The organism is Bacillus sp. ISL-47 (genome assembly GCF_018613175.1).
Taxonomy (GTDB): Bacteria; Bacillota; Bacilli; order Bacillales; family Cytobacillaceae; genus Cytobacillus.
The window spans coordinates 83,431-95,561 of the sequence record NZ_JAGGQS010000048.1; the positions used below are offsets into that span (position 1 = coordinate 83,431).

The 12,131-nt window shown below is 40.4% G+C and carries 11 protein-coding genes; 10 read left to right on the forward strand and 1 reads right to left on the reverse strand.

The window, feature by feature from the left end:
- Window positions 1-14 precede the first annotated feature (14 nt).
- A complete protein-coding gene (locus J7I93_RS16835) occupies window positions 15-1,184 on the forward strand; it encodes an acyl-CoA dehydrogenase family protein (protein ID WP_251025877.1) in 1,170 nt (389 codons plus the stop codon).
- Window positions 1,185-1,245: 61 nt separating this feature from the next.
- Window positions 1,246-2,460 (forward strand): CaiB/BaiF CoA transferase family protein, encoded by a 1,215-nt coding sequence (locus J7I93_RS16840; protein ID WP_214727060.1) that lies wholly within the window; start codon window positions 1,246-1,248, stop codon window positions 2,458-2,460.
- Between the two features lie 80 nt (window positions 2,461-2,540).
- On the opposite strand, the gene J7I93_RS16845 is transcribed toward J7I93_RS16840, so the two are convergent.
- Window positions 2,541-3,947, reverse strand: a complete 1,407-nt coding sequence (locus J7I93_RS16845; RefSeq protein WP_214727062.1) for a sigma-54 interaction domain-containing protein — start codon at window positions 3,945-3,947, stop codon at window positions 2,541-2,543.
- A 265-nt stretch (window positions 3,948-4,212) separates the two neighbouring features.
- On the opposite strand from J7I93_RS16845, the gene J7I93_RS16850 reads away from it, so the two are divergent.
- The 8 genes from J7I93_RS16850 (at window position 4,213) to J7I93_RS16885 (ending at window position 11,970) form a co-directional block, all read left to right on the forward strand.
- Entirely contained in the window at window positions 4,213-5,601 is a 1,389-nt protein-coding gene (locus J7I93_RS16850; RefSeq protein WP_214727064.1) for an aminotransferase family protein, read from the forward strand.
- Between the two features lie 138 nt (window positions 5,602-5,739).
- Window positions 5,740-7,182 (forward strand): APC family permease, encoded by a 1,443-nt coding sequence (locus J7I93_RS16855; protein ID WP_214727066.1) that lies wholly within the window; start codon window positions 5,740-5,742, stop codon window positions 7,180-7,182.
- A gap of 119 nt (window positions 7,183-7,301) precedes the next feature.
- A complete protein-coding gene (locus J7I93_RS16860; protein WP_214727068.1) occupies window positions 7,302-7,445 on the forward strand; it encodes a hypothetical protein in 144 nt (47 codons plus the stop codon).
- A gap of 24 nt (window positions 7,446-7,469) precedes the next feature.
- On the forward strand, window positions 7,470-7,649 hold the full coding sequence (locus J7I93_RS16865) for a hypothetical protein (protein WP_214727070.1): 180 nt from the start codon (window positions 7,470-7,472) through the stop codon (window positions 7,647-7,649).
- A gap of 167 nt (window positions 7,650-7,816) precedes the next feature.
- The gene (locus J7I93_RS16870) at window positions 7,817-8,845 is read left to right on the forward strand and encodes a VanW family protein (RefSeq protein ID WP_214727071.1); all 1,029 of its coding nucleotides are present in this window, start codon (window positions 7,817-7,819) and stop codon (window positions 8,843-8,845) included.
- 319 nt (window positions 8,846-9,164) lie between these two features.
- Window positions 9,165-10,352 carry a CaiB/BaiF CoA transferase family protein gene (locus J7I93_RS16875; protein ID WP_214727072.1) on the forward strand — a complete coding sequence of 396 codons (1,188 nt, stop codon included), beginning with the start codon at window positions 9,165-9,167 and terminating at the stop codon, window positions 10,350-10,352.
- Window positions 10,353-10,366: 14 nt separating this feature from the next.
- Window positions 10,367-11,572, forward strand: coding sequence for an acyl-CoA dehydrogenase family protein (locus J7I93_RS16880; protein WP_214727111.1), 1,206 nt, complete (start codon window positions 10,367-10,369; stop codon window positions 11,570-11,572).
- A gap of 86 nt (window positions 11,573-11,658) precedes the next feature.
- A complete protein-coding gene (locus J7I93_RS16885) occupies window positions 11,659-11,970 on the forward strand; it encodes a DUF3870 domain-containing protein (RefSeq protein WP_214727073.1) in 312 nt (103 codons plus the stop codon).
- Window positions 11,971-12,131: the final 161 nt, after the last annotated feature.

A 12,131-nucleotide genomic window follows, 5' to 3' on the forward strand; every position in this document is an offset into this window, starting at 1 on the left:
TGGAGGCAGTAAAGATGACAAATACAAAAACAATGGAAAATACCGAACACGAAATGATCCGAAAAAGCGTTCGCACTTTATGTGAGCGCTTTCCTGAGGAATATTGGAGAGATACTGATGAGAGAGATGCCTATCCGACCGCTTTTGTTAAGGCCCTAACCGATGAGGGCTGGCTGTCTGTTCTCATTCCTGAAGAATATGGCGGAGCAGGCCTGGGAATGAAAGAAGCAGGAATCATTTTAGAGGAGATCAATCGTTCTGGCGGAAATGCAGGTGCTTGCCATGCACAAATGTATACGATGGGGGCCTTGCTGCGTCACGGAAACGAGGAGCAAAAGCAAAGATTTCTTCCCAAAATTGCAAGCGGTGAATTGAGGCTTCAAGCTTTTGGTATTACTGAACCAACAGCAGGCAGTGATACCACAAGCATTCAAACATTTGCAGAGAGAAAGGGAGACAAATATATCGTACATGGCCAAAAGATTTGGACCTCCCGTGCCGAGCATTCTGATTTAATGATGCTTTTGGCGAGAACAACTCCGAAAGACCAGGTGCAAAAGAAAACGGACGGTTTAAGCCTCTTTATCCTTGATATGAAGGAGCAGGCAGATAAGATAGATATTCGCCCAATTGATACCATGATCAATCACGCGACCACTGAAGTCTTTTTTGAAGGGGCCGAAATTCCGGTCGAGAACTTGATTGGCGAAGAAGGCAAGGGATTCAGATATGTATTGGGCGGTATGAATGCAGAACGTATATTAATAGCTTCTGAATCAATTGGGGATGGCATGTATTTCGTGGATAAATCCGTTCAATATGCCAATGAACGTGTTGTTTTTAATAGGCCAATCGGTCAAAACCAAGGTGTTCAATTCCCGATTTCAAGAGGTTACATGGATATCCAGGCTGCAAAATTAATGAGGGACAAAGCAGCAGAAATGTTTGATGCAGGAGTTGATTGCGGTGCAGAAGCGAATATGGCAAAATACCTTGCTTCTGAAGCTACTTGGCGTGCCGCAAATGCAGCCATGGACACATATGGCGGATATGGCTTTGCAAAAGAGTACAATATTGAAAGAAAGTTTAGGGAAGCAAGATTGTTTATCGTAGCGCCAATTTCTAATAATTTGGTTGTGAGCTTTGTAGGCCAGCATGTTCTTGGTTTGCCGCGATCTTATTAATCAATTCAGAAATGAGGGCCTTAAATAGAAGGGCCCTCTCCTTAAAAAAGGGGGAGCCAGAATGGCAGGACCGTTAACAGGTATAACAGTTGTAGATGTAACTACAAACATTTCCGGACCTAGTTTAACTATGATTCTCGCTGATTTAGGTGCTGAAATCATTAAAATTGAAAGGCCGGTTACTGGAGACGACTCAAGGGGGATGGGTCCCTTTTGGGAAGGAGAAGGCGTATATTTTCTCCATATTAATCGAAATAAAAATTCTATTGTTATAGATCTGAAGCAGGAGAAAGGCAGAAAAATTGTTTATGATCTGGTTGGAAAAGCTGATGTATTTGTTGAAAATTTCCGATATAAAAAAGCGGAAAACATGGGACTGGGATATGAGAAATTAAAAGAAATTAATCCTTCACTTGTTTATTGCTCCTTGTCTGCTTATGGACAGGAGGGACCTTTGCGTGAGAGATCAGGGTATGATGCGATCGCCCAAGCAGATTCTGGCATTATTGGCATTAATGGAGCAGAAGGTTCAGAGATTGCGAGGGTGCCAGTTTCGGTTCTTGATCAGGGAAGTGCGATGTGGGGAGCAATTGGTATTATCTCTGCACTCCTTCATAAAGAAAAAACAGGCGAGGGCCAATTGGTCACAACTTCACTTTATGAAACAGGTGTCTTTTGGGTGGGCTACCATATGCTATCCTGGCTTGCAACCGGACAGGAACCCAGGAAAAATGGTGCCGGCCATACTGCCTTTGCACCATATGGGGCTTTTTATGCCAGCGATGCACCTGTTATGATTGGAATATCGAATAATTCCTTATTCAGGCGCTTATGCACTGTGCTTGGGAAAGAGGAATGGGTCACAGATCCGCGATATGAAACTAACCCCAAACGAGTTGAAAACCGTGAGAATTTAAGAGTGGCTATTGAAAATATTCTTCAATCCAAGCCTGCTGATGAATGGGTTGGACTTTTGGCAGCGGCTGGAGTACCAAGTTCAAAGGTGAAAAAGATTTCAGAAGTTGTAGAGGATGAGCAAGCAGAAGCAATTAATATGTGGAAGAATGTCCCGCATACAAGTATCAAAGACTTCAAGCTGCCGCGGCTGCCTTTCGAGTTAAGTAATTCTTCTGCAGAGATTAATCAAGCTCCGCCTAAGCTTGGGGAGGATACGATAGACATTTTGGGAAAGCTTGGCTATGAAGAGGCGAAAATTAAGGAACTGCTTAAAGATAAAACGATCCAAACTTCAGAAGAAAAAGCAGAATCTCGCTGACTTAATAGAATTAATATGTAACTTTAAAAATCTCCCGGTTATAAAGCGGGAGATTTTTAAATATCTAAGGCTGTACCTCATTAATCCTTAATATACTTTTGAATCTTTCTAAAAGCAGTAGATTGATTTATTCCCAGTGCCTCACCAACTTTATAGGAGCTTTTATATTTCTTATAAGCCTTAATGATTAATTGTTCTTCCAATTCTTCATGTGCTTGTTTTAATGGGCATATGTCATTGATCTGGATAAGATATTGTGAGTCATCATTTCTGGAGTTTATGATCTTTTGTGGCAAATCTATCATTTGGATTTCATTTTTATCAGCAGTAACGACCAGGCGTTCCATCAGGTTTTCCAATTCTCTTACATTTCCTGGCCAATTATAGTTAATTAATTGATTCTCTGCTTCCAAAGAAAGATAGGTGGATGAACCGTATTTTTTATTAAATTTATCTAAAAAATAATCCATTAAATAGGAAATATCCTCTTGCCTCGTTCTTAATGGGGGAATATAAATGGGTATGACATTCAATCTGTAGTATAAATCTTCTCTAAATGTACCTTCCTCCACCATTGATTCTAAGTTCTTATTAGTTGCAGCGATAATTCTTGTATTGATATGTACTGGTTTGGTACCCCCAAGCCGCTGAATTACATTATCTTGGAGAGCTTTTAAAAGCTTAACTTGCAGGTTAAGGGGCATTTCACCAATCTCGTCCAAAAATAAAGTGCCTCCATCAGCTTCCTCAAATAATCCCTTTTTCCCTTCTTTATTTGCTCCTGTAAAAGCGCCGGACTCGTATCCAAAAAGTTCGGATTCAATGAGAGACTCTGGTATTGCACCACAATTAACATGGATAAACGGCTGCTTACTTCTATTGCTTTTTTTATGTATTAAAGATACGATTACACCTTTTCCAACACCAGATTTTCCTGTAACAAGAACAGTGGAATCTACCTTCGCAATTTTATCTACCATTTTCACGATTTTACGCATATTAGGTGAAAAAGAGATAAATTCTTCCGGGTCTTTATTTTGAAATCTCCGCAGTTCTTCGAGTTCTTCTTGGAAACTCTCTAATAAATGTTCGGTCCGCTCAATCTTGTCACGAAGCTGTCTGATTTCGGTGAGGTCTCTGGAAGTAAAGATAATGAAGTCAATATTTCCTTCAGCATCAAGGGAGGGGTTCCCAATACAATGGATTGTATGGCCAGTTCTTGTTCTTTGAATCATAGATACCCGTTCCTTCCGTTCTTTTACGATAGGAAATAGCGAAGGGGAAAACAGTCCCTTTCTGGCAAGCTCTTCAGTGTTTTTTCCTACTATTTCATTTGCTTTCATGCCATAAAATACTTCACCCGCCGGATTGACACGCAGTACTTTTCCATTGCCGTCAGTCACGAAGATCTCATCAAAACAGGTATTAATAATCGTTTCTAATTCATGATTTAAAGTCTTGTAAAGTGTAATCTCGCTTGCTTCCATCAATTCACCTCCATTTTTAAATGAAGTTCTAATAACTGTTATTGAAATAATAGCATAATAAGCAGACAGCAACAATTCATAATATTTAGAATAATGAATATAATAATGCAGGGGTGCATTATTTGTAATGCATGGAATCATCAAAAGTGAATTTAAAGAATCATTGATTCTTCATCTAATGAACATATCTACTTTTGGCATAGAACTTGCAGAATACTTTTTAAGGACTTTTTTATTAATCATCTATTATAAGGAGGTATTCTTTATGTCCACGTTTAATAAAGATCAAATCAAGAAACTCCAAGAGTTGGATAAAAAGCATTATTTACACCCAACATCCTCGTTGAGACAGCACCAGGAAACCGGCCCGAAACGAATTTTTACTGAAGGGAAGGGGATATATTTAACAGATGTAAATGGAGATCGCTATATTGATGCGCTGTCATCCTTGTGGAATGTCAATGTAGGACATGGAAGGAAAGAGCTTGGCGAGGCTGCCAGCCAACAGATGGGCAAGCTTGCATATAGTTCATCTTTTAATAATCTTTCGCACGATACGGTTATTCAGCTGTCTGAGAAGCTGGCAAGCCTAACACCTGGTGACTTGAATGTGTTTTTCTTTACTTCCGGCGGATCCGAATCAAATGATACTGCATTTAAGCTTATAAGACATTATTGGAAGTTGAAGGGAGAGCCGGAAAGAAAGAAGATTATCGGATTAGAGCGTGCCTATCATGGTATTACAATGGGGGCCACAAGTGCAACTGGAATTCAGCAATTTCAAAATATGACAACCTCGCTTGCGCCAGATTTTCTCCATGCGGCAGCTCACAAAACGAATTGTGAATTAGGAGATAAAAATGATCCGGATTATTCAAGAAGCATAAGAGGAATTATTGAAAATGAAGGACCCGAAAAGATTGCTGCTGTAATCGTTGAACCGATACAGGGGGCAGGGGGAGTTATCATTCCTCCGAATGGTTATTTAGAAGCTGTTCGTGAGCTTTGTGATCAATATGGAATCTTAATGATAGCTGATGAAGTTATCTGCGGTTTTGGACGAACAGGAAAAATGTTCGGTGTAGACCATTGGAATGTGGTACCTGATGTCATGTGTATGGCAAAGGGAATTACAAGTGGTTATATTCCTCTGGGTGCGGTTGCCATTACTGAACGATTAAGAGACAGCCTCGCAGAAGTATCAGATGATGTTTTGTTCCATGGTTTCACTTATAGCGGTCATCCGACTGCCTGTGCGGTTGCATTAAAAAATATCGAAATTATAGAAAAGGAAAATCTGCCAGCCCATGCAAGCAAGATGGAGAAAGAGCTAATCAAAGGATTTGAATATTTGACAGAGAAGCATAAATCCGTGACAAAGTCCCGGGCAAGAGGTTTGATTGGGGCTTTTGAATTATTTGAGGATAGGGAGCAGGAGATTCCATTTGCACCGGAGAATATGGCTGCACAGAAGCTAGTTGAAGAATGTCTTTCCCGAGGACTGATAGTGCGATCTGTTACGTTTGGCGGAACAAATATAATTGCACTATCACCACCGCTTATCATTACGAAAGAAGAAATTGATAAAGTGATATCGATCTTTTCAGACGCGATTCAAGTTGTTGAAAAAAGTTTAAGATTACAGAGTGTGTAAGGATTAATATACTATGAATCCAGTGCCTATTCATCTGAGTAGGCACTGGATTCGACATAAATATCAGAATATTTATTATATTTTGATTTTTCACTTGCTCTCAAACGTTGTCATCTAAAAATGAGTGGAGGTAAATGAATGAGTGAAAGCAGATTTATAAAAACACTTGGGAATAGGGATGTCCTTGCTCTTGCTTTTGGGGCAATGATTGGCTGGGGCTGGGTTGTTACAGCGGGACTATGGATTACGGAAGCAGGTTCACTTGGTGCGATTCTTGCCTTTGTTATAGGTGGCTTGCTTGTTACTTTTGTTGGACTAACATATGCAGAATTGGCATCGGCTCTTCCCTTGGCCGGAGGGGAACATGTATATAGTTTTAAAGCCATGGGCAGGGTTGCCAGTTTTGTCACAACATGGGCGATCATTTTAGGCTATGTTTCTGTTGTAGCATTTGAAGCTGTGGCTTTGCCGACTGTATTTGAGTATTTAATTCCTAATTATAGTAAAGGCTACTTATACACAATAGCAGATTGGGATGTAACGCTCACTTGGGCAGGTGTAGGTATTATAGGTTCAATCTTTATTGCGTGGATTAATTATCGGGGAATCAAGTTTTCAACTGCTGCTATGTTTATATTGACATTATTAATTCTTATAGCTGGTGTATTATTAATAACTGGCAGCTCTTTCTCAGGAAACGGGCAAAATATGCAGCCTTTATTTGAAAAAGGAATGGCTGGTATTTTAACAGTTGTCATTATGACTCCTTTTATGTTTGTTGGGTTTGATGTGATTCCACAGGCAGCAGAAGAGATTAAGCTTCCACAAAAACAAATTGGAAAGTTGTTAATCGTGTCCGTCATTCTTGCAATCGTATGGTATATTGCAGTGATTTTCGGTGTCTCCCGTGTGTTAAGTCCTTCTGAAATTGCTGAATCCAATCTTGTAACAGCTGACGCAATGGCAAAAGCTTTCAATAGTCAAATGATGGGCAATATTCTTGTTCTCGGAGGAATTGGCGGGATTTTAACAAGCTGGATTGGATTTTATGTTGGCGGAAGCAGAGCCATTTATGCGCTTGCAAGGGCAGGCATGCTGCCGAAATCTTTAGGTGAACTCCACCCTAAATATAATACCCCTCATAAAGCAATTTTATTAATTGCTGTATTATCAACAGCTGCTCCATTGCTTGGAAGACCTGCGTTAGTTTGGTTAGTAGATGCAGGCGGACTTGGGTTAGTTGTAGCATGGTTTATGGTAGCGCTTTCTTTTGTGATTTTACGTAAAAAAGCTCCTGATATGCATCGGCCATTTCGTCTTCAAGGAGGTTCAACCATCGGATGGATCGCGGCTATTATGTCATTGGGCGTAAGTATACTTTATATGCCAGGCATGCCTTCAGCACTTATTTGGCCATATGAATGGGTAATCGTATTTGCCTGGGTTATCCTTGGATTTGTTTTTTATAAGATCTCAATGTCAAAATACGGAACTGAATACTCCGATAAACATATGAATGAAGAAATAGCCCGGGTCATAAAATACGACGACCAAACTGATAGAAGGGAAAAAAGCAGCTAGCGGGTACCAGGTACCTATACCACTTAAACCAGCTGGTATAGGTACCTGGTACTTTTTTGTGTATAAAAAGGCTGCCGGGGTTTCAAAATAAAAACACTTTCAACAATGGAGGGTACATCATGGGTGAAAAGTGTTTTTATTGCACGGATGAGATTGAAGGAAAACAAATGCATATGATTACGTTTGATGTGGCTAATAATGAAAGGGAAGAAGTTCTTTGTAAAGATTGCTACCAGGAATGGCTTCATGGAATGAAAGGGTAGGCAAAGAAATTTTGGAGGTTGTTTATGAAAAGGGATAATGATAAGTTCAATTTGGATAGCAAGGATAAAGCGTTCGAAAGTGAGACAGCAGAAGGAATACTGGAAATCAGTTCAACAGGGTATGGGTTGGAGTCTGTGTCAAAAGACGAAGCCAGTCATACTGAAAATCAGCCGGAAAATTCATCTGGCTGTGGAGGATTATAATAAAAGCGTCTGCTTAAATGCAGGCGCTTTTAAATTTAGGAAAAAAGGTACAAACTGAGCAGCTGTTATGCAGGAATACCTTTTCCCTGCCTTGAATACAATAAGAAAATGGAAACGACTTCCTAAAAAGAGATAAAGGAAGAATATAAAGAAAAGCTGGGGGAGAAATGAGTAAGCGAAAATGGGGATTTTCACTATTGTTGATTGGTAGTTTAATAGGGTTAGCTGGGTGTGCGGAAGAAACTTCAGTTGATAAAAAAACAGAGGAAAAGGCAGCTGAAGAGAATGCAAAGGAAGAAGAAAAAGCCAGGAAAGAAGCTAAGTTAGAAGAGCAAGCTAAAGAAGAGAAAAAGGAGAAAGAAGCAAAGCCAGTTGCTGTAAATGTAATCGACCCAAATACAAAAGCGATTCTTAAAGCCTTTAAACCAGCTGAGATGGGATTTGGATCAGAAGATGAGAAATATAAGGCAGAGCTTGAGAAGTGGGCGAGAGAAACTGCTAGGGGTACGGATACGAAGTTAGGCTACGATCAAAGGATGATTCTGGATAAAATAGGGCCAGACGGAAAGGTCATAAAGGGTCAGCCCGAGATCATTCTGGAAGAAAGTGAATTAGTTGAGAAAATCCTTGAATCCTCGGTGAGCGGGGGAGATGTCGAACTACCGCTTTATGTAACAGAAAGCGGATATAATCCTGAAGATCTCCCAGGCCTGGATGATGTTGTAGTTGCATCTTATACGACCCATTTCAATAGTGGAGTGGCAGGCAGAACGAAGAACATCGAGCTTTCTGCAGAAGCAATCAACAATATTATTCTTGGTGTCGGCGATCATTTTTCATTTAATACAACAGTTGGGCCAAGTGACGAAGCCCATGGATATCAGCCAGCAGAAGAGGCGATTAATGGGAAGCTTGTTATGGGTATTGGCGGCGGGATCTGCCAGACATCCTCGACTTTATTCAATGCCGTTGATAAAGTTGGAGTCAGTTATGTGGAAAAGCACCATCATTCTGTAACCGTAGGCTATGTTCCCAAAGGGCGGGATGCAACTGTTTCCTACGGAGGCAAAGACTTCAGATTTGAAAACACAACAGGTGTACCGCTCCTGGTAAAAGCCAATTTCGGGAATGGTGTATTAACGATTGAACTTAGAACCTCGAAACAGTATGAGGGAATGTTGAAAAAAGCAATTTAACCGGTACCAGGCACCTATACCAGTTAAGCCAATTGGTATAGGTGCCTGGTACTCATAAAATAATTATTGAAATATTCAATTAAATATAGTATAATTGTTTTAACAGACCGATGACAGCAATTTCCCTGCTGCATGTACGGCTTGAATTTGAATTTGAAATTGAGTTAGAAATGAATATTTTAAAATTGGCTGTGTTCACTCGATCTTCCTTGCCGGAAGACGAGCCATGGATAAGAGTCAGTGAAGCGTTCAATGTTTAAAGACATTGTATGTTTTGCTGGCTCTTTTTGTTTATTAAATACAAGTAAGAGGTGAAAGTATGAGCGGTGCGCTAGAGGGTATCCGGATTATTGATGTCTCCCGCGTCTTGGCCGGACCTTTTTGCTCTATGATACTTGGCGATCTGGGAGCAGAAGTTATAAAAATAGAACATTATAAAACAGGAGATGAAACACGCGGCTGGGGTCCGCCATTTGTAAATGGAGAAAGCGCTTATTATTTATGCGCCAATCGCAACAAGCAAAGCATCACGTTGAATCTAAAATCAGAAGAGGGAAAAGAAATTTTTCGGAGACTTGTCTCCTCAAGTGATATCGTCGTTCAAAACTTTAAAGCAGGAACTCTGGAAAAAATGGGTTTGGGATACGAAAGTTTAAAAGAGGTGAACCCCGCCCTCATTATGGCTTCCATTACCGGATTTGGTTCAACCGGCCCATATAAGGACCTGCCAGGCTACGATTATATTATTCAGGCAATGAGCGGGCTTATGAGTATTACAGGGGAACCAGATGGAAGTCCAATGAAGGTAGGTGTAGCCATAGCAGATGTACTTACTGGGCTCTATACATGTATAGGGATCTTATCAGCGTTGCACCATCGCACTCAGACAGGAGAAGGGCAAGAAATTGATATCTCGTTAATGGATTGCCAGGTTTCATCTTTAATAAATGTGGCTAGCAATTATTTATGCAGTGGGATTACACCCGGACGTTTAGGTAACCAGCACCCGAATATTGTTCCTTACCAGGTGTTTTCTGCAATGGATGGTGAATTGGTTGTAGCAGTTGGGAATGATGAACAGTTTAAAAGATTTGCAGCTGCTCTTGGCAGACCGGATTTAGCTGAAATGGATGAGTTCATTCATAATGAGAACCGATTGGAGAATAAGGCAAAACTGATTCCTATTTGTGAAGAGCTGCTCTATAAAAAAACAAAAAAAGAATGGAAAGAGATTTTGGATGCAGCAGGAATACCTAATGGTCCCATTAATACAATAAGAGAAATGTTTGATGATCCACAAATGAAAGCGAGAGAAATGATTGTTCAGATGGAACATCCTGTAATTGAGAATCTTAAATTAACTGGTTCTCCTATTAAACTTACCAAAACACCAGTAAAGATGAGGCACCACCCGCCGATGTATGGAGAGCATACTGAAACAATTTTGGAGCAAATTGGGTACCAGCCGGACGAGATCAATAAATTTAAACAAAATAAAATTATTTAGGAGGAATTAATATGATGAATTTCGAATTAACTGAAGAACAGCAGAGTGTAAAAAAGCTAGTTAGAAAGTTTGTGGACAAGGAAGTCATACCAAATATACAAGAGTGGGACCGCCAAGGCCATTTTGAACCTTCTATTTTAAAGAAATTAGCCGAGCTTCAATTGATGGGTGTTTGTATCCCTGAGGAATACGGCGGTGTAGGGATGGACTACAATACACTGGCTATTGTCTGTGAAGAATTAGAGCGGGGAGATACTGCATACCGTACAGCGGTTTCTGTCCATACCGGCTTAAATAGTATGACTTTGCTGCAGTGGGGTTCAGAGGAACAGAAACAAAAATATTTAGTGCCTCAAGCACAGGGCAAACAAATTGGGGCATTCGGCTTAACTGAACCTAATGCTGGATCAGATGTTGCTGCCATGAATTCTACAGCTATCCGGGATGGAGACTCCTATATTTTAAATGGATCAAAAACCTGGATTTCACTTTGTGATGTAGCAGATAACTTTCTCATTTTTGCTAAAACGGAGCACGATGTAGGCCACAAGGGGATAACTGCCTTTATAGTTGAACGTAATTTTCCTGGAGTGGAATCAAAGGCAATTAAAGGCAAGCTGGGAATTCGCGCCGGAAACACTGGTGAAGTATTTTTGTCAGATGTCAGAGTGCCGGTTTCCAATAGGCTTGGTGAAGAAGGGGAAGGATTTAAAATTGCCATGTCTGCACTGGATAATGGAAGATTTACCGTTGCAGCCGGAGCCGTCGGATTAATCCAAGCAAGTCTGGAAGCTAGCCTGAAATACTGCCACGAACGTAAAACTTTTGGCAAAGAGATTGGAAAACATCAGCTGGTTCAGCAGATGATTGCTAATATGAGTGCCAATTTAGAGATATCAAGATTGCTTGTTTTTAAGGCAGGGTGGCTAAAGAACCAGGGTAAAAGGAATACAAAGGAAACTTCCCTTGCTAAGTGGATTTCATGCAATGCAGCCTTCGAAGCTGCCAATGATGCAGTACAAATCCACGGTGCATATGGTTATTCTGATGAATACCCAGTAGAGCGTTTCTTAAGAAACTCCAAGGCTCCAGTTATTTATGAAGGCACAAGAGAAATTCACACCATTATGCAAGGAGAATACACTCTGGGTTACAGGGAGGATAAGCCGCTTCGAAAGCAATTGCCGGCTTGGCCTTTTGAAGAAGTTTCTGTCCATTAAAACAAACGGTTGTTAAACGGATAGCATTCAATATAGTCGGCACATCACCCCATTTACCTTTGAGTGAAAAAAAGGAGAACGATAGTATGAACACATACTTTATAGCTGGGCATGCCAAACTGCCACAAGGTATGGCTGCAAGAAATCTATACGATTCCATTACGATCACTTTGGAATTAGACTTTAAATATGGGGTGATTGTCGATTCGTCATGTACACTGGCAACCGAGCATGGGAGGGAGTATATTCGCCAGCTATTAAGAGGTTATTGTTTGGGTGATGGGGTTGAGGAACTTATTGAAAAGGTTCAGCGCCATTACCGAGGGAAAGCCGGACAGGCCATTCAGGCGGCACTAAAAGATGTCTATCTTCAATTTGAGTTGGTTTCAAGTAAATAATAGGTAAAGACCTAACCTTATATAATGAGGTTAGGTCTTTTTAATCGTAAATATAAAAACATTAAAAAGACAAAATTTAACCAATTGAGTTGATTGCAGCGGAAAGCAACGGGTATCATCCGTAAGCTAAAACAACAATCTATGAAAAAAGATCCTTTCTT

Excerpts from the sequence above, each read along its gene's own strand:
- J7I93_RS16835 (WP_251025877.1), top strand. The coding sequence starts at position 15 with ATGACAAATACAAAAACAATGGAAAATACCGAACACGAAATGATCCGA.
- J7I93_RS16840 (WP_214727060.1), top strand. The coding sequence starts at position 1,246 with ATGGCAGGACCGTTAACAGGTATAACAGTTGTAGATGTAACTACAAAC.
- J7I93_RS16845 (WP_214727062.1), bottom strand. The coding sequence starts at position 3,947 with ATGGAAGCAAGCGAGATTACACTTTACAAGACTTTAAATCATGAATTA.
- J7I93_RS16850 (WP_214727064.1), top strand. The coding sequence starts at position 4,213 with ATGTCCACGTTTAATAAAGATCAAATCAAGAAACTCCAAGAGTTGGAT.
- J7I93_RS16855 (WP_214727066.1), top strand. The coding sequence starts at position 5,740 with ATGAGTGAAAGCAGATTTATAAAAACACTTGGGAATAGGGATGTCCTT.
- J7I93_RS16860 (WP_214727068.1), top strand. The coding sequence starts at position 7,302 with ATGGGTGAAAAGTGTTTTTATTGCACGGATGAGATTGAAGGAAAACAA.
- J7I93_RS16865 (WP_214727070.1), top strand. The coding sequence starts at position 7,470 with ATGAAAAGGGATAATGATAAGTTCAATTTGGATAGCAAGGATAAAGCG.
- J7I93_RS16870 (WP_214727071.1), top strand. The coding sequence starts at position 7,817 with ATGAGTAAGCGAAAATGGGGATTTTCACTATTGTTGATTGGTAGTTTA.
- J7I93_RS16875 (WP_214727072.1), top strand. The coding sequence starts at position 9,165 with ATGAGCGGTGCGCTAGAGGGTATCCGGATTATTGATGTCTCCCGCGTC.
- J7I93_RS16880 (WP_214727111.1), top strand. The coding sequence starts at position 10,367 with ATGAATTTCGAATTAACTGAAGAACAGCAGAGTGTAAAAAAGCTAGTT.
- J7I93_RS16885 (WP_214727073.1), top strand. The coding sequence starts at position 11,659 with ATGAACACATACTTTATAGCTGGGCATGCCAAACTGCCACAAGGTATG.